This is a genomic window from Dyella sp., from assembly GCF_035277725.1.
In the GTDB taxonomy this organism is placed as follows: Bacteria; Pseudomonadota; Gammaproteobacteria; order Xanthomonadales; family Rhodanobacteraceae; genus Dyella_B.
In genome coordinates, this window is sequence record NZ_DATEJY010000064.1 from 12,688 (window position 1) to 33,268 (window position 20,581).

A 20,581-nucleotide genomic window follows, 5' to 3' on the forward strand; every position below is an offset into this window, starting at 1 on the left:
GCGGGGAGAGCACATGGATGTGCTCGGCTTTGAGGAGCGAGGAATCCAGCGACTTTGGGTTGAAAGGCACTGGATTCCAGCTTTCGCTGGAATGACGAACAAGAGTTTCCCGCGTTTGAAAATCCTCAAGTTCGGAGCATTGACCCCAACCCTCCCCTACTGCCGCAGGGAGGGAGCAGGTTGCGGCAAGTGTCGAGATAACCGCTTTGCAAGTGCCATTGGCGTCAATGATGGCGGAGAGAGATTTTCATGAACGCAACAGCCACCACCGCCGACCTCGAATCAATGGGTTCCGGCTACCTGGTCGAAGGCGGCCGCACGCTCTGGTCGTGGCTCGGCACGCGCGACCACAAGCGCATCGCGATTCTGTACACGATTGCGATCACCGCGTTCTTCTTCATGGGCGGCGCGGCGGCGACGTTGATTCGCCTGACGCTGATCCACCCGGATGGCCGTCTGCTCTCGGCGGAAACCTACAACAAGACCTTCACCTTCCATGGCGTGGTGATGGTGTGGTTTTTTTTGATTCCGTCCATTCCCTCGACGATGGGCAATTTCCTGGTGCCGATCATGATCGGCGCGCGCGACATGGCATTTCCGCGCTTGAACCTGTTCAGCTGGTACCTGTACATGATTGGCGGCTTGTTTACCGCGGCGACTCTGGTGTTCGGCGGCGTGGATACGGGCTGGACGTTCTACACGCCGTTCTCGACCATGTTTTCCAATACCAATGTGATTCTCGCGGTGGTAGGTGTGTTCGTGGTCGGTTTTTCCACCATTCTCACCGGCATGAACCTGATCGTGACCACGCACATGATGCGTGCGCCGGGCATGCACTGGTATCGCTTGCCCTTGTTCGTATGGGCGATGTACGCCACCAGCGTGGTGATGATGCTGGCTACGCCGGTGCTGGCGATGACGCTGGCACTGATCGGGCTGGAGAGGCTGGCCGGCGTGGGGATTTTTGATCCGGCGCTGGGTGGCGATCCGATCCTGTTTCAGCATTTCTTCTGGTTCTATTCGCATCCGGCGGTGTACATCATGATCCTGCCCGCCATGGGCGTGGCGAGCGAGTTGATCTGCAATGGCGTGCGTCGCCGCATTTTTGGCTACAAGTTCATGGCCTGGTCGATGTTCGGCATTGCCTTCATCGGTTTTCTGGTGTGGGGGCATCACATGTTCGTGGCCGGGCAGTCGATGTATGCCGGCATCGTGTTTTCCATGCTGAGTTTTGTCGTGGCGGTGCCGTCGGCGATCAAGGTGTTCAACTGGCTGGCCACGCTGTACAAGGGCGACATCCATTTTCATGCGCCGATGATCTATGCGCTCGGTTTCGTCGGTTTGTTCACGCTGGGCGGCATGACCGGTTTGTTCCTGGCCGCGGTAGCGCTGGATGTGAATCTCACCGACACTTATTTCGTGGTGGCGCACTTCCACTACATCATGGTGGGCGGCTCGGTAATGGCATATCTGGGCGGCATTCACTATTGGTGGCCGAAAGCCACTGGGCGCATGTATTCGGAAAACATTGCCAGGCTGGCGGCGATCCTGATGTTCGTCGGCTTCAATCTGACCTTCTTTCCGCAATACATATTGGGCTACGAAGGCATGCCGCGCCGGTATCACCAGTATTTGCCCCAGTTTCAGGAGCTCAACGTGATTTCCTCGATCGGCGCGCTGATTCTGGCCGTGTCGTATCTGATGCCGCTGTTCTACCTGGGCCATTCGTTGTTTCGCGGCGAACCAGCGGGTTCGAATCCGTGGCGTGCCACTGGCCTGGAATGGACCATCGCTTCACCGCCACCCGAACACAATTTCCATGAAACGCCGGTGGTGACTGCCGACCCCTACGATTACCGCGACTGATGAATGCGTCCATGCCAGCAGCGGCGGTGCAGCAGCAATTCGACGATGCACCCCAGCAGAAAGAAGCCGCCATGCTCGGCATGTGGGCGTTCATTGCCACGGAGGTGCTGTTCTTCGGTGTGCTGTTTGCGGCGTACGTGATTTGCCGTTGGCGTTTCCAGTTGGCCTTTGTCGAAGGGAGTTCGCACCTGGATTTCCCGATGGGCACGGCGGAAACGGCGATCCTGCTGACCAGCGGCTGCCTATCGGCGATTGCCCTGCGGCAGATCCAGTTGAACAAGGCGCGGCAAAGTGCAGTGTTGCTGCTGGCGGCCAGTTTGCTCGGCGTGGCGTTTCTGGTGCTGCACGGCATGGAGTATCACGACGAATTCAAGGAGGGTTTGATTCCGGGTATCCGCTATGTGGAGAAAGGGCCGAGCGCGCACGAGATGGAATTGTTCTTCGCCCTTTACTACGTGACCACCGGCTTCCACAGCCTGCACGTGCTGATTGGCGTGGTGTTGTTGCTGATCATGGCACTGCGCACCTGGCGTGGTTCGTTTTGCGCGCCATACCACACGCCGATCGAAATCACCGGCCTGTACTGGAGCCTGGTCGATATCGTGTGGATCTTCGTCTATCCGGCGTTTTATCTGGTAGGGAGTGCGGGATGACGCAGCAGGAGATTCCCACCTTGCGCAGCCAGCTGCTGGTGCTGGCCGGTTTGCTGATGCTGCTGGCCCTTTCCGCAAGCTTGTCACGCGTGCCGCTTGGCTGGTGGGTGCTGGTGATCACCGCCAGCGTGGCGGTGAGCCAGGCGCTGCTGGTGATGGTGGTATTTATGCGGCTGAAAAGCGCTCATCCGGCACTGCGGATGATCGCTATCCTGGCTTTTGCCTGGCCGCTGATCCTGGTGGCGCTGACGCTGGGCGATTACTTCACGCGCTCGCTGCTGCACGCGGCGTTGCATTGAGCGTTCAGTCCAATCCCTTGCTCGGCACGAAACTGGATACCGGATCGCTGGCGGGGAAGGTTTCTTCCAGGCCGTGGTCGTGGTTCTCGCTCTCGTGCAGCTTGCGCCGCTCGCGCGCTTCGCGGCTTTCAGCGCGCTGCGCGCTGCTGTCGGATGGATGAGGCGAATCTTTACGGTCGTGCGATGCCATGAGATGTCCTCCGCGATAGCGAAGACATGCTGCTACTTTGCTTGTGATGTACACATGGAGAAGCCGTAAATTCGGGCTTTGTTGCCGTTGAGTCATCAGCATGACGGCGGCATCAGCATCGGCGCGGCATATGTTCACGCTCGATCGCAGTGGGATGGTGCAAAGTTTTTGCCCCTTCCTAAGTAACGTGTGATCGAACCATGGAAGAGCGTCAAACCACCAAACCGCCGTGCAACTCCGGCTATCCCGAACAGCGACCCGAACCCAACAAGCAGCACCAGCAGGAACCGGATTCAAAGACCCCGCACGAGCCGCAGAACGTGCCGCGCAAGAAACCGTATCCCTCCTCGTCATCATCGGGCTGAGCCGTGCAGATCGAAACATTTTTGCTGGAGAAAAACGCCTGGATGCCGAACAACCCGCGCTTCCCCGCGGTGCTGTATCGGCAGGCCGTGGCGGGCGAATCGATAGGCGCCAAGGACATGGAAGCACTGTTCGCCCGCAATGGCTGGCAAGCGCGCTGGCGCGACGGTGTCTATGGCTACCACCACTATCACACCACCGCGCACGAAGCACTTGGCTTTGCCGGTGGCCATGCGCGCCTGATGCTGGGCGGTCCGCGTGGCAGGGAAGTGGAGGTGAGCGAGGGCGACGTGCTGGTGTTGCCCGCGGGTGTCGGGCATTGCAGCGTCAGGACCGATAAGCATTTTCTTGCGGTGGGTGCGTATCCGCCGGGACAGGATTGGGATCTGTGCAAGACGATGGCGGATGAGGCGGCGTTGGAGCGCATCCGGCGATTGCCGGCGCCAGCGTCGGATCCGGTGGAAGGCGGGCAGGGCATTTTGCTGGATTTGTGGCGCTAGCTGCGCTTCGCAGGCTGGATGAAATCCAGCATTTCTTGGCATGGTGATGCTGGGATTTCATCCCAGCCTACGGGGCGTTGACGCCGTCTTGCGCATTCTTAGACCTGTCCTCCACCGCCGCACCCACTAGCATCCCTTTTTCAACGCCAAGCCTGGCAACATCCGAAGGCGGTGCGTGTCATGAGCGATGACAACCACGGTATTTCCGCCTCGCGCAGACGATTGATGCAAGGGGCTTCCCTGGGCATGGCTACCGCCGTGCTTGGCTCGGCGCGAGCCTCGCAACCGGAAGATCGAAGCGGCGCAAGTCAGCAGGCGCTGCCGTTGAAAGATCCGCGCCAGGGCTATCCGCATCCGCCGTTCGAGGCGCAATCGCAGCCCTGGCCGGGGCTGGCCGGAAAGATGCGGCCGCACCCGGATCACGGTGAAACCAGTTATCGCGGCAGTGGCAAATTGCTGGGGCGCCGCGCGCTGATCACGGGCGGCGATTCCGGTATCGGCCGTGCCGCAGCGATTGCCTATGCACGCGAAGGCGCCGATGTGGCGATTTCCTATCTGCCCGCCGAAGAGCCGGATGCACGCGAAGTCGTCGCATTGATCCAGCAGGCCGGACGCAAGGCGCTCGCCTTGCCGGGTGACATTCGCAACGAGGCGTTTTGCCAGAGTATGGTGACGCGGGTGATCGATACGTTCGGCGGCATCGATCTATTGGTGAACAATGCCGGCCGGCAACACAGCTTCGAATCGATTCTGGACATTTCCACCGATTATTTCGACTGGACCTTGAAGACCAATCTCTACACCATGTTCTGGATCACCAAGGCCGCCGTGGCGCATATGCCGCCGGGCTCGGCCATCATCAACACGGCTTCGGTGAATGCGTACGATCCTTCCGAGAATCTGCTGGATTATTCCTTGACCAAGGGCGCCATCGTCACTTTCACTAAAGGGCTGGCCAAACAGATGATCAAGCGCGGCATTCGCGTCAACGGCGTGGCACCGGGCCCGTTCTGGACGCCGCTGCAGGTGAGCGGTGGGCAGACGGAAAAGAACCTCAAGGAATTCGGCGAAACCACGCCGATGGGCCGTCCGGTGCAACCGGCGGAAATCGCGCACGTGTATGTGCAGCTTGCCGCGGCCGAATCGAGCTATGTGACGGGGCAGATCTACGGTGAATCCGGCGGGCGGGGACAGCCGTGACCAGGGCGCGCGCGTTCGCATCAAGCCGCCTTCCGTTATTGCTGTGTTTCGTCGTGTTGCCTGCCGTCGGTTTTGCGCAGAAGCCGGCGGCATCGAAGTCGCCCAAACGCAATGAGCATCAGCACACGCTCAATGCGCGCGAGCAGGCGTTCGTCGCACAGGCAACGGCGGATGACGACATGCAGATCACGCTGGCCAAGCTGGCCATGGGCCGGTCGGACAATCCGCGCATGAGAGCATTGGCAAGCCGGATCGTCAGCGACCATACCGCGCTCAATCTGCAATTCGCGCAGTTCACGGCAACCAAGGGTAGCAAGGGTCATGCGCACGGCGTGCCGGTGCAGAACATCCGCGCGATGCAAGCGCACTTGCAGTCATTGCATGGCGAGGCCTTCGATCAGGCCTTTGCCGGCATGATGGTGAAGGAGCACCACAGCATCATCGCGGCGTATGAAGTGGCCGCCAAAACCGCCGCGGACGACCGCCTGAAAACCATTGCCGCGCGCGGCCTGCCCGTGCTGCAGGGGCACCTGGCTGCGGCGCGTGCGCTGATGAAGGAAGGCAGCCCCGCGCAGCAGCGGCGCGAAAACCAATAGGCAGTAATTACCACTCCGCCCAGATGGCGTGCCGGCGGCCAGCGTATTCCGTCCGCGCCAGGATCGGACCTGTCTCCCGTTTGCCAGCTTGGCCGGATTTGCCCGTGCGGCGACGGCGTTGCACATCCACGGCGGCGCGCTCCTGTTCGGACAGGCCGATCGTGCGCTTGCGTCTGGCGATGGTGGCGTTGCGGATGCTCATGGTTTTCTTGGATGAAGACGTGAATGCCCGGCACCTTCTCAGAGGATGCTTGAAAAGGACGCGCATGCCATGTCAATGCATTTCTTCACGGAAATGGGGGCGGCAAGGGGAGGCGCCGTTTTCGGCCTAGCATGCTTGATCGATATGTCAGTTGCATGAAACGCACGCGTGCGCCGAGGCCTGCAAAGCGAACGCGTTTGTTTACTGGCGCACTCATACGATGCGCCTCAGGAAATCATCGACACGATCGAGCGCATTCCGGAAAACGAGTTCGGCGGCCCGCAGGACGTAATGAAAGGTTACGGGGAAATTGAATAAACCCCGCATCGGTAAGAGGTAAGCGTTATGACGAAGAAGCAAACGGAAGACAGTGGCAGTCGTAGGCTGGGATGAAATCCCAGCATCGCCATGCCAACCATGCTGGGATTTCATCCCAGCCTGCATGAGCATCGGTTCGAGGCACTGACGCAAGCCCCGCCGCGGCCAACAAAAAAGGCCACCGGGAGGCGACCTTTTTTCTTGAAACTGAGTGGTGGGCGGTACAAGGATCGAACTTGTGACACCTGCCGTGTGAAGGCAGTGCTCTACCGCTGAGCTAACCGCCCGCCGGGAACGCGCAACTATACGGACCAGGGGCTGAAACGTCAACCGCCTGTGGGGTGGTTGCGTTGGTGGGCGTGGGCTATCGCCTCCGGGCGGCTAAAATGGCCTGTTTCCTTTTTTTGCCAAGCGGCCACCCATGCATTTCGATCTCTCGCACATGCTGCATGCCTTGCAGAATTTCCATCTCACGCCCTGGAAGGTGGTCGGCTTCATGGGCACTTTCATGTTCACCGGACGCTGGTTCGTGCAGCTTTATTACACGCGCAAATACAAGCGGGTGGTGATGCCGCTGTCGTTCTGGTGGATGTCGGTGTCGGGCAGCGCCTTGCTGCTGGCGTATTTCGTATTCGGCAAGAACGACTCGGTGGGCATTCTTTCCAACTTCTTCCCCGTGTTCGTGTCGGTCTACAACCTGGTGATGCATATGCGCCATCACGGCAGGGACGAAATCCCAGACAAGGCGTAACCGTAGGGTAGGGTGCGAACCCCAACATCGCGATCTGCCCGGCATGGTGAGGTTGGGGTTCGCACCCCAACCTACTCGGGGTCGTAGTCCAGGTTCGGCGCCAGCCAGCGCTCCGCTTCCTCGCGCGTCCAGCCTTTGCGCTTGGCGTAGTCTTCCACCTGTTCGCGCGTGATACGTCCCACCACGAAGTACTGGCTGCCCGGATGCGAGAAATACCAGCCGGACACTGCCGCTGCCGGATACATCGCGAAGCCCTCGGTCAATTGAATGCCGGCATGGCGCGTGGCGTCGAGCAATTCGAACAGTGCAGCTTTTTCGGTGTGGTCGGGGCAGGCGGGGTAGCCGGGAGCAGGGCGGATGCCGCAGTATTTCTCTTCGATGAGCGCTTCGTTATCCAAAGCCTCGTCCGGCTGATAGCCCCAGAATTCGCGGCGCACACGTTCATGCATGCGTTCGGCAAACGCTTCGGCGAGGCGATCGGCGAGCGCCTTGAGCAGGATGGCGGAATAATCGTCGTGATCCGCTTCGAAGCGCGCGACGTGCTGCTCGATGCCGAGGCCGGCGGTGACGGCGAAGGCGCCGATCCAATCCTGCTTGTCGGCTTCTTTCGGCGCGACGAAATCGCTGAGGCAGAAGTCCGGACGCTCAACGGGTTTTTCGGCTTGTTGCCGAAGATGCTGCAGGCGCAGCTTGCCTTCCGGACGCTGGATTTCGATGTCGTCGCCCACACCGCAGGCAGGCCAAAAGCCGATCACCGCACGCGCCGTCAGCCAGCGCTTGGCGATGAGTTTGTCCAGCATGGCTTGCGCATCGGCGAACAGTTCGGTGGCCTGCTTGCCGACCACTTCGTCTTTGAGAATGGCGGGATAGCGTCCGGCCAGTTCCCATGCCTGGAAAAACGGCGTCCAGTCGATATACGCACGCAGTTCGGCCAGATCGTAGTTGTCGAATGTAGTAATACCGGGCTTGTTCGGCTGTGGTGGCGTATAGCTTTGCCAGTCGCAGCTGAAGCGTTGCTTGCGCGCGTGTTCCAGCGGTACCAGCGTTTTAGCAGCACCGCGGTGCTTGTGGCGTTCGCGGATGTCGGCGTATTCGGCGCGGATTTTCGCCATGAAGCCGTCGACCAAATCCTTGCTGACCAGCGATTGCGCCACGCCGACGGCGCGCGAGGCATCTTTTACCCACACCGTGGGTGATTTGTAATGCGGCTCGATCTTCAGTGCGGTATGCGCGCGCGAGGTGGTGGCGCCGCCGATCAGCAGCGGAATCTGGAAATCCTGCCGCTGCATTTCGCGTGCGACCTGGCTCATTTCTTCCAGCGACGGCGTGATCAGGCCGGACAGGCCGATGATGTCGGCGTTGTGTTCGCGCGCGGTATCCAGAATCTTTTGCGCCGGCACCATTACACCGAGATCGATCACCTCGAAGTTGTTGCAACGGAGCACCACGCCGACGATGTTCTTGCCGATGTCGTGCACGTCGCCTTTCACCGTCGCCATCACGATGGTGCCGTTGTTCTTGCCGGCGTCACCGGTGCGCAACTTTTCCGCCTCGATATACGGCAGCAGGTAGGCCACCGCTTTTTTCATCACGCGCGCGGATTTCACCACTTGGGGCAGGAACATCTTGCCGGCGCCGAACAGGTCGCCGACGATGTTCATGCCGTCCATCAGCGAGCCTTCGATCACGTCGAGCGGGCGCGTGGCTTGCTGGCGTGCCTCTTCGGTGTCTTCGTCGACGAACTGATCGATGCCGTGGACCAGCGCGTGCGCAAGCCGTTCGCGTACCGGCTTTTCGCGCCAGGCGAGGCTTTCGGTAACGACTTCGCCTTTCTTCGCCTTGTAGCGGTCGGCGATTTCCAGCAGGCGTTCAGTGGCGTCGGCGCGGCGGTTGAGTACCACATCTTCCACGCGTTCGCGCAGCTCCTCCGGCACGTCGTCATAGATCATCAACGCGCCGGCGTTGACGATGCCCATATCCATGCCGGCCTTGATCGCGTGGTACAGGAACACCGAGTGGATCGCCTCGCGCACGGTGTTGTTGCCGCGGAACGAGAACGACACGTTGGACACGCCACCGGACACATGGCTGTGCGGAAAGCGCTTCTTCAACTCGCGCGTGGCTTCGATGAAATCCACCGCGTAGTTGTTGTGTTCGTCGATGCCGGTGGCGATGGCGAAGATGTTGGGGTCGAAGATGATGTCTTCGGGCGGGAAGTCGAGTTTCTCGGTAAGCAGCTTGTACGCGCGCGAGCAGATTTCCACCTTGCGTTCGCAGGTGTCCGCCTGGCCTTGTTCGTCGAATGCCATCACGACGACGGCGGCGCCGTATTCGAGCACTTTGCGTGCGTGTTCAAGGAAGAGTTCTTCACCTTCCTTCATCGAGATGGAATTGACCACACCCTTGCCTTGCAGGCAGCGCAGGCCGGCTTCGATCACGGTCCATTTGGAGGAGTCGACCATCACCGGGACGCGCGCGATGTCGGGTTCGGCGGCGATCAGGTTGAGGAAGCGCGTCATCGCGGCTTCCGAATCGATCAGGCCTTCGTCCATGTTGACGTCGATGATCTGCGCGCCGTTGGCGACTTGCTGACGCGCGACGTCGACGGCTTCTTCGTAGCGGTCTTCCTTGATCAGTTTCTTGAATTGCGCCGAGCCGGTGACGTTGGTGCGTTCACCGACGTTGACGAAGAGCAGGTCCGGCGTGATGACCAGCGGCTCAAGGCCGGAGAGGCGGGTGTGGCGAGTGGTGTTCATCCTTAGCTCAAGCTGCCTCTTTCTGCCCGGTCGGCAGCGCACGCGGCGCATGCTTGCTGACTGCTTCGGCAATCGCCTTGATGTGTGCCGGCGTGGTGCCGCAACAGCCGCCAACCATGTTGAGCAACCCATCGCGCGCAAAACCATCGATCACGGCGGCCATCTGCGCCGGCGTTTCGTCGTATTCGCCAAACGCATTCGGCAAGCCCGCGTTCGGATGGGTGCTGACGTAGCAATCGGCCGTGTTGGCCAGTGTCTGGATGTGCGGACGCAGATCGGCCGCGCCGAGCGCACAGTTCAAGCCGACCGACAGTGGACGGATGTGCTTGACCGAGTAATAGAACGCCTCGGCAGTCTGGCCGGACAGCGTGCGGCCGGAGCGGTCGGTGATGGTGCCGGAAATCATCACCGGTACGCGGCTGCCGCGGCTGCGGAACAGTTCGCTCAGCGCGAACAGTGCAGCCTTGGCGTTGAGCGTGTCGAAGATGGTTTCCACCATGATCATGTCGGCGCCGCCGTCGAGCAGGCCGCTGGCCGCTTCGGTGTAGTTGTCGACCAGTTCTTCGAAGGTGACGTTGCGAAAGCCGGGGTCGTTGACGTCAGGCGATAGCGACGCCGTGCGACTGGTGGGGCCGAGAATGCCGATGGCAAAGCGCGGCTTGGCCGGATTTTGGGCGGTGAATGCATCGCACGCAGCGCGCGCAAGTTTGGCGCCTTCACGATTCAATTCGTACGCCAGGTGTTGCAGGTGGTAATCGGCCTGGCTGATGCGCGTGGAGTTGAAGGTATTGGTTTCGACCAGATCGGCGCCGGCTTCGAGATACGCCTCGTGCACGCCGCGGATGATCTCCGGCTTGGTCAAGGTGAGCAGGTCGTTGTTGCCTTTGAGGTCGCACGCGCCGGGGTGATCGTGTGCATGCGCGTGCTCGCTGTCGCGGCCTTCGGCGAAGCGCTCGCCGCGAAAGCCGGTTTCATCCAGTTGATGACCTTGCAGCATGGTACCCATGCCGCCGTCGAGAATCAGGATGCGTTCGCGTAATGCGGCTTGGAGTGCGGCAACGCGATCGGGGTGGCGCCAGGGGAGGGTGCTCATGGTCGTGCTCCTGTGCGTATTGCCTCAACCTCGTCATGCCGGCGCAGGCCGGAATCCAGTCTAAATACGCTGTGCGAAGCACTCGAGATAGGTTTTGTGTCCTTCAGACGCGTGCGTGCACTGGATTCCGGCGTGCGCCGGAATGACGAGCGGGGTGTGAGGTGCGTGGTGGGATTCATGGCTTGCGTGCGAGCAGATTGATCACTTCGAAATGCGGCGCCTTGCGCTCGCGGCTGAGGCGGTTGCAGCTCAACACGTTAAGCTTGGCCTGCGTGGCCAGCTTGGTGAGCTCGCTTTCGGTAAAGCCAAGATTGCGGTGATCGAAAGGCTCCACCACTGCCCGATGGTCGTGCTTGCCCAGCGTGGCGGCCAGCAGCTTGCCGCCGGGACGCAGCACGCGCGCGGCTTCGGCCACCGCCTTGGCCGGGTGTTCGGAATAGGTAAGCGCATGCAGCATCAGCACCAGGTCGAAGCTGCCTGTTTCCAGCGTCAAGGCATGCATGTCGCCCTGGCGCACCTGGACGTTGCTGAAAGGCGTAAGCCTTTTGGCTGCCGCTTCCACCACGCGCTCGCTTGCATCCACGCATACGATCGAACGAGCGTGCGGCGCGAGCAGTTCGGCGGTGACGCCATCGCCGGAAGCGATGTCCAGCACGTCGCCGGTTTCCAGCAATTGCAGCAGTGCGCGGGTGAGCGTTTCCCACGTACGCCCCGGCGAATAATGGCGCTCCATGTCGCCGGCCACGGTGTCGGCCCAGCCGTGTGCGCTGGCGCGCTGGGCCAGCACGGCGGTCAGGCGTGCGGCGTCTTCGCGCAGCAGGGCATCGTCGATGCTTTCGCGCAGGGAGCGGACCAGCGCGTGCTGGCGCTCATCGCCCTCGCTGTTGGCGCGGTAGTAGGCCGAAACGCCAGCGCGGCGATCACGCACCAGCTCGGCTTCTTTCAGCTTGGCCAGGTGCGTGGAGACGCGTGGCTGGGCCAGGTGCAGCACGGCGGCCAGCTCGGCGACGGTCAGTTCTTCCCGCTCAAGCAGGGCCAGCAGCCGTACGCGAGTGGGATCCGCCAGCAGGCGCAACACGCTGGAGGCGGTGGCCAAGTCCATCGTGCATCCTTATATCGCGATAAAGAGATGGGTAAGGGTAGGCGTGATACGTCAGGCCGTCAAGGCGCGGAGCTGGAGCGGCTGCTGATAAACTAGTCATATGACTAGTTTGATGGAGACCGCCCATGCACACGTGGCCTGTACAAGATGCGAAAGCTCGTTTCAGCGAACTGCTGGATGCCTGCACTACGGAAGGCGCGCAACTGATTACCCGCCGAGGTGAGGAAACCGCTGTGTTGGTTCCCATTGGCGAATGGAAACGCTTGGTCGAGACCGCACGTCCTTCACTTAAGGCGTTGCTGCTTTCAGATGTGGGGCGTGTGGATTTCGAGCTTCCCAAACGCGGCGTGCGCCGTCGCCGCCCACCGATGTCCTAAGTAGGGATAGGCATGTTTCTACTGGATACCAATGTTGTTTCGGAGCTACGCAAGCCGCGCCCGCATGGGGCGGTCGTTGCCTGGATTGAAGGTGTTGCGGAGGCCGATCTGTACCTAAGCGCTGTCACACTGGGCGAAATACAGGCGGGTGTCGAGCTCACGCGCGAACAGGACGCCCATAAGGCTATGGTCATTGAGACGTGGCTTGAGCAAGTGGTTGCGACCTACAACGTGCTGCCTATGGATGTCACCACATTCCGCTGTTGGGCCAAGCTGATGCACCGACAGTCGGACACTGTGAATGAAGATGCCATGATCGCTGCTACGGCAGTCGTGCATAAGTTGACGGTTGTCACGCGCAACACGCGGGATTTTGAGCGCTTTCAAGTGCCGATACTTAATCCATTTTTGGGCTAACGGTAGCGCTCTGCTGCCCCGCAGCAAGGCCTGCCTACCCCGCACAGCTAAAATAAGCGGCTTTCCCCATCTCTTTTCCCCGGAGCCGCTCATGGATTTCCGTTTCACCGAAGACCAGTTGTCCATCCAATCCATCGCGCGCGATTTTGCGCAAAAGCGCATTGCGCCGGTGGCGGCCGAGCTGGATGCCAAGGGCGAGTTTCCACTGGACAACATCCGCGAGATGGGCCAGCTCGGCCTGATGGGTATCGAGGTACCGCATGAATATGGCGGTGCAGGGCTGGATCCGGTTGGCTATGTGCTGGCGATGATCGAGATTGCCGCGGCGGATGCGGCGACCTCCACCATCATGTCGGTGAACAACTCGCTGTTCTGCAACGGTATCCTCAAGCACGGCACGGAAGAGCAGAAGCAGAAGTACGTACGCGCGATCGCGCAGGGCGATGCGATCGGCGCGTACGCGCTGACCGAGCCGCAGTCGGGTTCGGATGCATCGGCCATGCACACGCGTGCGTCGAAGAATGCCAATGGCGATTGGGTGATCAACGGCAAGAAGAGCTGGATCACCTCCGGCCCGGTGGCGCGCTATATCGTGCTGTTCGCGATCACCACGCCGGGCATCGGTGCGAAGGGTGTGTCGGCCTTCATCATCGATACGCAGCGTCCTGGTTTTCATGCCGGCAAGACGGAACCGAAGCTCGGCATCCGCGCATCGGCGACCTGCGAAATCGAATTCAACGATTACGTGTGCTCGAAGGAAGACTTGCTCGGCGACGAAGGCAAGGGCTTTTCGATCGCGATGGGCGTGCTCGATGCAGGTCGCATCGGCATTGCATCGCAGGCGGTGGGTATCGCGCGCGCGGCGTATGAAGCCACCCTGCAATGGTCGCGCGATCGCAAGGCTTTCGGCCATCCGATCGGTACGTTCCAGATGACGCAGGCCAAGATCGCCGATATGAAGTGCAAGCTCGATGCGGCCACCTTGCTCACGCTGCGCGCGGCGTGGACGAAGGGCGAGGCGGAAAAGAACGGTGGACGTTTCGGTACTGAAGCATCGGTCGCCAAGCTGGTGGCTTCGGAAGCGGCGATGTGGATTACCCACCAGGCCGTGCAGATTCACGGCGGCATGGGTTATTCGAAGGAGATGCCGCTGGAGCGTTATTTCCGCGACGCGAAGATCACCGAGATCTACGAAGGTACCAGCGAGATCCAGCGGCTTGTCATTGCGCGCGCGGAAACTGGTCTCCGCTGACATCCGGGCATCATGGCTGACCATGCGCGGCATGCAATATGCCGCGCCTTTCTTTTTATAGAACCATTCGGACGGCGTCATGCCGTGCGTGTTGACGAATCGTTGACGCGCTTGCGTAGTACTTATGACGCAACCCTCCATTCGAGAGGGAAGGGGAAATCCGTATCACATCCTGCACGGCGTAAGACGCCGGCACCGTGCCGCGTACATGAAACGTGCGCGCGTATCGATCAACCTCAACTCTGGAGCCTTCCATGACTCATAACGTTGCCGTTATTGGTGTGAAACACGTGCGCAAGCTAGGCTTGCCGTTTGCGTTATCCCTGGCGGTGGTATCGCTGTCCGCGCAGGCCGGCACAGGTGGCTGGAAAGAGGTGCAGGCAAGCGCCGTGGCGCAAGCGCAGGCAGCCGTGCAGAACGTGGACCACAGCGCGCATGACGAGGCGTTGGCGAGCGCAGCGCATCAGGCGGTGTCGCTGGGCGATAGCGAAACGGTGTCGGTGACCGTGGCGCTCAACCTGCGCAACGAAGGTGCGCTGGACAGTTATCTGAAGGCGATCAACGATCCTAAAAGCTTGCTGTTCGGACAGTTTCTGAGCAGCGACCAGTTCGTGCAGCAATTCAGTCCCACGCAGGCGCAGGTGGATGCGGTGGTGGCGTATCTGAAGCAGGCGGGTTTCCAGAACGTGGAGGTCAGCGCCAATCGCTTGCTGGTCAATGCAACCGGACCGCACACGGCGGTGCAGAGCGCGTTCCGCACCCATCTGGTGCGCTTCAACCTGGACAACCGCAAGGTATTCGCGAATGACGCGTCGATTTCCGTGCCGTCCGAACTGGGCACGGTGGTGAAGTCGGTACTGGGTTTGGACAATCTGGCGCAGATTCACACTTACCACCACATCCTCGCGCCGGATGCGCGCCAGCCGGTGCAGACCAACGCGGTGTCCGGTTCGACCACGTCGCACAATCCCAAGGAGTTTCCCGCCATCTACAACGTAGGCAGCACGCCGACCGCTGCCAATACGTCCGTAGGCGTGATCAGCTGGGGCAGCGATGCGCAGTCGTTGACCGATCTGCAGACCTATGCGAGCAACAATGGCTTCACCGTGTCGGCTTCGGTGGTGAAGACCGGCGCCAGCGGCTCGACGTATCTCGACGACAGCAGCAATGGCGACGTCGAGTGGGACCTGGATACCCAGACCATTCTGGGCGTGAGCGGCGGCGTGAAGCAGATCCTGCTATATACCGCGCCGTACGACGGCGTGACTCATCCGACCATCGCCGATCTCACCAATGCGTACAACGGCGCGGTGACGGCGAACGTGGCCAAGGTGATCAACGTCTCGCTGGGTATCGACGAAGGCAGCACCACCGGCCAGTCGGCGGACGATGCGGTGTTCAAGCAGGCGGTGGCGCAAGGGCAGACGTTCTCCGTCGCATCGGGCGATGCGGGCGTGTATCAGTGGTCCACCGACAGCCTCGGCGGCGGCCCCGGTTACGTCGCCAATTCGCGCGGTACGGTAAAGATCAATCTTGCGCATTATTCGGTGAGCGAGCCGGCGACCTCGCCCTACGTGATCGCCGTGGGCGGCACCACGCTGTATACGAGCAGCGGTGCCTATGGTGGCGAAACGGTGTGGAACGAAGGGCTCGCCGCCATCAGCGCGCCGTTGGACAACAACAAGCGCCTGTGGGCGACCGGCGGCGGCGTGAGCGCGAATGAAGCCGCGCCTTCGTGGCAGGTGTCCGCGCTGGGCAGTTCCGTCACCCATCGCGAGCTGCCTGATCTTGCGTTCGACGCGGCTTCCGCTTCGGGTGCGCAGATTACCTACGCCGGATCGACCTACACGGTGGGCGGCACCAGCCTTGCCTCGCCGATCTTCGTGGGCATCTGGGCGCGCGTGCAGTCGGGCCTGGGCAATGCACTGGGTTTCCCCGCATCCAGCCTCTATGGCTACATCCCCAGCAATCCGACGCTGGTGAACGACGTGACCTCGGGCAACAACGGTTACAACGGCTATGGCTACAACGCGGCTGCCGGCTGGGACAACACCACCGGTTTCGGCAGCCTCAACATTGCCAACTTCTACAACTTCGTGAAGAACACCAGCAATTTTGCGCGGTGATGCGGGGCCGATGTCCGGGTTCTCGCAGGTTGGGGTGCGAACCCCAACATAAGGGTCAACCTGGCATGGCGATGTTGGGTTTGCACCCCAACCTACAAAAAAAGCCCCGGCGTGTGCCGGGGCTTTTTCTGTTTCATCATTCCCTCAATGCCCGCGATTCGGATCCGAATCGAAGGGCTACTTAGTGCTCATGGCGAGCCAGCTTATGCGTCGCCTCATCCATCTTGTCGCCCAGCATGCGGCGCACACTCACGTAGAACACCGGAATCAGCAGCAGGCCGAGGAAGGTGGCGAACAGCATGCCACCAATCACGCCGGTGCCGATTTCATGGCGGGAGTTGGCGCCAGCGCCGGTGGACGTCACCAGCGGCAGTACGCCGAGGATGAAGGCCATCGAGGTCATCAGGATCGGGCGCAGTCGCAGGCGGGCCGCGGTGACCACGGACTCGAACAGCGTCTTGCCCTCGGCTTGCTGTTCCACCGCGAATTCCACGATCAGGATCGCGTTCTTCGCGGCCAGGCCGATCACCGTCACCATGCCGATCTTGAAGTACATGTCGTTCGGGAAGCCGCGCAACATGGATGCCAGCACCATGCCCAGCAGGCCCAACGGCACCACCAGCAACACGGCCACCGGAATCGACCAGCTTTCATACAACGCTGACAAGCACAGGAACACGATGAAGATCGACAGGATCATCAGCAATGTCGCCGAGTTGCCCGCCAGCAATTCCTGATACGACTGGCCGGTCCAATCCGCACCGAAGCCATGCGGCAGATCGTTGTTCACGATGTCCTGCAAGGTCGACATGGCCTGGCCGCTGGAGTAGCCCTTGTTGGCATCGCCCACGATTTCGATGGCCGGATAGCCGTTGTAGCGCGTGAGCGAAGGCGAAGCCATGCTCCAGGTGGAATGCACCACGCTGGACAGCGGAATCATGTTGTACGGCCCGTACGGCGATGTGCTGGAACTGCTGCTCGATGAACTCGTCGAGCTGCCGGACGTGCTGCTGGTGCTCAGCGAGCTCGGCGTGTAGATGTGGCTGAGTGCATCCGTATCCATGCGATACGGCGCATCGGCCTGCACCATCACGCGCTTCACGCGGTCTTCGTAGATGAAGTTGTTGATGTAGACCGGCGCCAGCATCAGCTGGATCGCGGTGTACACGTCGCTCACCGACAAGCCCAGCGCACCGGCCTGCACGCGATCCACCGTGAGGTTGTACTGCGGCGCGTCCGGCAGGATGTTCGGGCGGGTGCCGAACAGCACCGGGCTCTTGGACGCCTTGCCCAGCAGCATGCCCATCGCCTGCGCCAGCTCGCCACGCGACTGGCCGCTGCGTGCCTGCAGGTACATGTCCAGGCCGCCGAACTGGCTGAGGCCGCGGATGGTCGGCAGGTTCACCACGAAGATCTGCGCGTCGTGGATGCCGTGCAGCACGCCGTTTGCCTTCAGGATGAAGTCATCCGCGGTGATCGAGCGCTCGCTCCAGTCCTTGAGCTTGATGAACACCATGCCGGCGTTTTCGCTGCGGCCGATGAAGCTGAAGCCGCTGATCTGGTACATGCCGACGTAGTCGTTCTTCAGCGGGCTCTTTTCGAGCGTGTCATGGACTTCCTTCATGACCTGCTCGGACCGCTCAAGCGACGCACCCGGCGGCAAGCCGACGATGGCCAGCGCGAAACCCTGGTCTTCGCTGGGCACGAAGCCGGTGGGCAGTCTGGTGTAGAGGAAGCCGGCCAGCATGGCGACCAGCACGAACACGATCATCCAGCGCGGCGCATGGCGGACGGCACTGCCGATGTGGCCCTGGTAGGTATGCGTGACGCGGTCGAAGATGTTGTTGAACGCGCGGTAGATGACGTTCTTCTTGTGCTCGTGCGTCGGCTTGAGGATGGTGGCGCACAGCGCCGGCGTGAATGACAGCGCGAGGAACGCGGAGAAGCCCATCGACACCGCGATGGTCAGCGCGAACTGCTTGTAGATCACGCCGGTGGCGCCCGGCTGCAGGGCGGACGGCACGAACACCGCCGCCAGCACCACGGTGATGGCCACCACCGCACCGGTGATCTGGCTCATCGCCTTGCGCGTGGCTTCCTTCGGCGGCAGGTTTTCCTCGGTCATGATGCGTTCGACGTTCTCGATCACCACGATCGCGTCGTCCACCACGATACCGATGGCCAGCACCATGCCGAACAAAGTGAGCTGATTGATGGTGAAGCCCATCGGCGCGAGGCCAATGAAGGTGCCGAGCAGGGCAACCGGAATCACCAGCGTGGGGATGACCGTGGCGCGGAAGTTCTGCAGGAAGATCAGCATCACGAAGAAGACGAGGATGATCGCCTCGATCAGCGTGTGCATCACTTCATTGATCGACACGCGCACGAACGGCGTGCTGTCGTACGGCGCGAACCAGGTGACGCCCTGCGGGAAATCCTTGGCCAGTTCGTCCATCTTCGAACGCACGGCTTCGGCGACCTGCAGCGCGTTCGCACCCGGCAGCAACTGCACGCCGAAACCGCCGACCGGCTGGCCGCTCCAGGTGGAGGCGAAGCCATAGGTTTGCGGACCGAGCTGGATGCGTGCGATGTCCTTCAGGCGCACCGTGGTGCCGTCGGGATTGGCGCGCAGGATGATGTTGCCGAACTGCTCGGGCGTGGAGAACAGGCCTTCAGCCGAGACGGTGGCGGTGAAGCTCTGGCCGTCGGGCGCGGGATCGGAACCCAGCGAACCGGCCGCGAACTGCACGTTCTGGGCGGAGATCGCGCTTTCCACCTGGGAGGCGGAGAGGCCGTAGCCCTGCATCTTGTCCGGATTCAGCCACACGCGCATGCCGTACTCGGAGCCCACCTGGAAGGTGCTGCCCACGCCGGGAATACGACCGATCGTGTTGATGACTTGCGAACCGACGATGTCGCTGAGGCGGCCGCTATCGACCTCGGGATTGTTGGAGATCAGGCCCACGAACATCAGGAAGTCCGGGTTGGCCTTGGCCACCACCACGCCCTGCTGCGTCACCGCGGCCGGCAACTGCGGCTGTGCCAGCGACACCTTGTTCTGCACCTGCACCTGCGCGATGTCAGGGTCGGTACCGGTGGCAAAGCTTAGCGTGATGGTGGACGTGCCGTTCGAGTTCGAGGCCGAACTGAAGTACAGCAGGTTGTCCACGCCGGTGAGTTGCTGCTCGATCACCTTGGTGACCGTGTCTTCCATGGTCTGCGCACTGGCACCCGGGAAGGTGGCGGTGACCGTGACCTGCGGTGGCGCGATGTTGGGGTAGGACTCCACACCCATGCCCAGCACCGAAATGATGCCGACCAGGGTGATCAGAATGGCGACCACCCACGCGAAAATAGGGCGGTCGATAAAGAAACTCGGCATCCGTGTTCTCCTTACTGATGACCGGCGGGCGCGGGACCTTGGCCGGCGGGAGCCTGGTCAGGCTTCCACGGGGTGGCCTTGGCGGGTGCACCCGGTTTGACGCCCTGGATGCCCGACACGATCACCTGATCACCGGCAGCAAGGCCGCTGGTGACGATCCAGTCGTGGCCGAGCATGGTGTCGGCCGACACGCGCTTCTGCGCGACGTTGCCGTCCTGGCCAACCACCAGGGCATAGGCACCGACGGGGTCGCGCTGGATGCCGGCCTGCGGAATCAGGAACACCTTGTTCAGCTCACCCATGTTGGCGGTGAGGGTGACGTACATGCCTGGTAACACACGGCGGTTGGGATTGGGCACCACGGCACGCAGGTTGATCGCACCGGTCGTCGGATTGACCGACGTATCCGAGAAATCCAGGGTGCCTTGCTTGTCGTATTTGACGCCGCTGGGCAGGGTGATCTGCACCGTGGTCTTGTCCGGATCGGCAAGCTGCACGTTGCCATTGGACTGGGCGTGGCGCAGCGTCTCGAGATCGGCGGCGCTCATGGTGAAGTTGACGTACAGCGGATCGAGTTGGTCCACCGTGGTCAGCAGAGTCGCATTGGCACCCGCATCGGTCGTGCTGTTGCCGACGATGGCGCCTTCCGTCACCTGCTGCTCGCCAGCGCGGCCATCGATCGGCGCGGTCACGTTGGTGTAGCCCAGATTGATGCGCGCGGTCTGTACGTTCGCTTCGGCCTGCTTCACGGCAGCCTGTGCGGAACGCTCGTTGGCTTCGTCGGTATCCAGTTGCTGGCGCGAGATATAGCCTTGTGGCACCAACTGGCGGTCGCGGTTGGCGATCACATGTGCATTGGTATAGCTGGCCTGGGAGGAAGCCAGCGCGGCTTCGGCATTGGCCAGTGCGGCCTTGTAAGGCACCGGATCGATCTGGAACAGGGGCTGGCCCTGCTTTACATCCGTGCCTTCGGTATAGACGCGCTTGAGCAGCACGCCCGATACGCGTGCACGCACGTCGGCGCTGCGGAAGGCGGACAGGCGTCCTACCAGGTCTTTGGTCAGCGGCACGTTCTGCGGCTGGGCATCGATCACCCCCACCGTCGGCGGCGGCATCTTGGGTGGACCTTGTTCCTTGC

At 61.4% G+C, this 20,581-nt stretch carries 21 protein-coding genes and 1 tRNA gene; 14 read left to right on the plus strand and 8 right to left on the minus strand.

The genetic code is table 11. The features are described 5' to 3' along the window. The first annotated feature begins 13 nt into the window (after positions 1-13). Genes VJR68_RS05865 through VJR68_RS05880 form a run of 4 tightly spaced genes read left to right on the plus strand, consistent with a single transcriptional unit; the run spans position 14 to position 2,818 of the window. Positions 14-253: a hypothetical protein gene (locus VJR68_RS05865; protein ID WP_324146666.1), complete on the plus strand. Its 240-nt coding sequence runs from the start codon at positions 14-16 to the stop codon at positions 251-253. Beyond that, a complete protein-coding gene (gene ctaD / locus VJR68_RS05870) occupies positions 250-1,866 on the plus strand; it encodes a cytochrome c oxidase subunit I (protein WP_324146668.1) in 1,617 nt (538 codons plus the stop codon). The genes VJR68_RS05865 and ctaD overlap by 4 nt, the downstream gene beginning before the upstream one ends. Before the next feature lie 11 nt (positions 1,867-1,877). Then, complete coding sequence (locus tag VJR68_RS05875; protein WP_324146670.1) at positions 1,878-2,519, plus strand: cytochrome c oxidase subunit 3; 642 nt, start codon at positions 1,878-1,880, stop codon at positions 2,517-2,519. Next, positions 2,516-2,818 carry a cytochrome C oxidase subunit IV family protein gene (locus VJR68_RS05880; protein WP_324146671.1) on the plus strand — a complete coding sequence of 101 codons (303 nt, stop codon included), beginning with the start codon at positions 2,516-2,518 and terminating at the stop codon, positions 2,816-2,818. Before VJR68_RS05875 ends, VJR68_RS05880 begins: the two co-directional genes overlap by 4 nt. A 4-nt stretch (positions 2,819-2,822) precedes the next feature. Here VJR68_RS05880 and VJR68_RS05885 read toward each other — a convergent pair whose 3' ends face one another. Further along, a complete protein-coding gene (locus VJR68_RS05885) occupies positions 2,823-3,008 on the minus strand; it encodes a hypothetical protein (protein WP_324146673.1) in 186 nt (61 codons plus the stop codon). Between the two features lie 200 nt (positions 3,009-3,208). Between VJR68_RS05885 and VJR68_RS05890 the strand changes: the two genes are divergently transcribed. The 4 genes from VJR68_RS05890 (at position 3,209) to VJR68_RS05905 (ending at position 5,667) form a co-directional block, all read left to right on the plus strand. Then, positions 3,209-3,373, plus strand: coding sequence for a hypothetical protein (locus VJR68_RS05890; RefSeq protein WP_324146675.1), 165 nt, complete (start codon positions 3,209-3,211; stop codon positions 3,371-3,373). 3 nt (positions 3,374-3,376) lie between these two features. Continuing rightward, complete coding sequence (locus VJR68_RS05895; RefSeq protein ID WP_324146677.1) at positions 3,377-3,871, plus strand: cupin; 495 nt, start codon at positions 3,377-3,379, stop codon at positions 3,869-3,871. Between the two features lie 180 nt (positions 3,872-4,051). Further along, entirely contained in the window at positions 4,052-5,071 is a 1,020-nt protein-coding gene (locus tag VJR68_RS05900) for an SDR family oxidoreductase (RefSeq protein WP_324146679.1), read from the plus strand. Then, the gene (locus tag VJR68_RS05905; protein WP_324146680.1) at positions 5,068-5,667 is read left to right on the plus strand and encodes a DUF4142 domain-containing protein; all 600 of its coding nucleotides are present in this window, start codon (positions 5,068-5,070) and stop codon (positions 5,665-5,667) included. Before VJR68_RS05900 ends, VJR68_RS05905 begins: the two co-directional genes overlap by 4 nt. 7 nt (positions 5,668-5,674) lie before the next feature. Here the strand turns inward: VJR68_RS05905 and VJR68_RS05910 are convergent, their stop codons facing one another. After that, complete coding sequence (locus VJR68_RS05910) at positions 5,675-5,869, minus strand: hypothetical protein (protein ID WP_324146681.1); 195 nt, start codon at positions 5,867-5,869, stop codon at positions 5,675-5,677. A gap of 168 nt (positions 5,870-6,037) precedes the next feature. Here VJR68_RS05910 and VJR68_RS05915 point away from each other — a divergent pair, with 168 nt between their 5' ends. After that, positions 6,038-6,187, plus strand: a complete 150-nt coding sequence (locus VJR68_RS05915) for a hypothetical protein (RefSeq protein ID WP_324146683.1) — start codon at positions 6,038-6,040, stop codon at positions 6,185-6,187. Positions 6,188-6,399: 212 nt separating this feature from the next. On the opposite strand, the gene VJR68_RS05920 is transcribed toward VJR68_RS05915, so the two are convergent. Next, positions 6,400-6,474: transfer RNA gene (locus VJR68_RS05920), tRNA-Val, on the minus strand. A 134-nt stretch (positions 6,475-6,608) separates the two neighbouring features. On the opposite strand from VJR68_RS05920, the gene VJR68_RS05925 reads away from it, so the two are divergent. Continuing rightward, positions 6,609-6,938, plus strand: coding sequence for a lipid-A-disaccharide synthase N-terminal domain-containing protein (locus VJR68_RS05925; protein ID WP_324146685.1), 330 nt, complete (start codon positions 6,609-6,611; stop codon positions 6,936-6,938). A 71-nt stretch (positions 6,939-7,009) separates the two neighbouring features. Here the strand turns inward: VJR68_RS05925 and metH are convergent, their stop codons facing one another. From metH to VJR68_RS05940, 3 genes are all read right to left on the minus strand, one after another. Next, the gene (metH, locus tag VJR68_RS05930) at positions 7,010-9,694 is read right to left on the minus strand and encodes a methionine synthase (RefSeq protein ID WP_324146687.1); all 2,685 of its coding nucleotides are present in this window, start codon (positions 9,692-9,694) and stop codon (positions 7,010-7,012) included. 7 nt (positions 9,695-9,701) lie between these two features. After that, entirely contained in the window at positions 9,702-10,787 is a 1,086-nt protein-coding gene (locus tag VJR68_RS05935) for a homocysteine S-methyltransferase family protein (protein WP_324146689.1), read from the minus strand. Between the two features lie 175 nt (positions 10,788-10,962). Further along, entirely contained in the window at positions 10,963-11,889 is a 927-nt protein-coding gene (locus VJR68_RS05940) for a metalloregulator ArsR/SmtB family transcription factor (RefSeq protein WP_324146691.1), read from the minus strand. A 125-nt stretch (positions 11,890-12,014) separates the two neighbouring features. On the opposite strand from VJR68_RS05940, the gene VJR68_RS05945 reads away from it, so the two are divergent. The 4 genes from VJR68_RS05945 (at position 12,015) to VJR68_RS05960 (ending at position 16,061) form a co-directional block, all read left to right on the plus strand. Further along, complete coding sequence (locus VJR68_RS05945; protein ID WP_324146693.1) at positions 12,015-12,266, plus strand: type II toxin-antitoxin system Phd/YefM family antitoxin; 252 nt, start codon at positions 12,015-12,017, stop codon at positions 12,264-12,266. A 12-nt stretch (positions 12,267-12,278) separates the two neighbouring features. After that, entirely contained in the window at positions 12,279-12,683 is a 405-nt protein-coding gene (locus VJR68_RS05950) for a type II toxin-antitoxin system VapC family toxin (protein ID WP_324146695.1), read from the plus strand. A 91-nt stretch (positions 12,684-12,774) separates the two neighbouring features. Then, a complete protein-coding gene (locus tag VJR68_RS05955; RefSeq protein WP_324146697.1) occupies positions 12,775-13,935 on the plus strand; it encodes an acyl-CoA dehydrogenase family protein in 1,161 nt (386 codons plus the stop codon). Positions 13,936-14,189: 254 nt separating this feature from the next. Continuing rightward, a complete protein-coding gene (locus VJR68_RS05960) occupies positions 14,190-16,061 on the plus strand; it encodes a S53 family peptidase (RefSeq protein WP_324146699.1) in 1,872 nt (623 codons plus the stop codon). Positions 16,062-16,242: 181 nt separating this feature from the next. Here VJR68_RS05960 and VJR68_RS05965 read toward each other — a convergent pair whose 3' ends face one another. Beyond that, positions 16,243-19,443, minus strand: a complete 3,201-nt coding sequence (locus VJR68_RS05965) for a multidrug efflux RND transporter permease subunit (protein WP_324146701.1) — start codon at positions 19,441-19,443, stop codon at positions 16,243-16,245. Between the two features lie 11 nt (positions 19,444-19,454). Then, on the minus strand, positions 19,455-20,581 hold a 1,127-nt coding region (locus VJR68_RS05970), incomplete at its 5' end, for an efflux RND transporter periplasmic adaptor subunit (protein WP_324146703.1).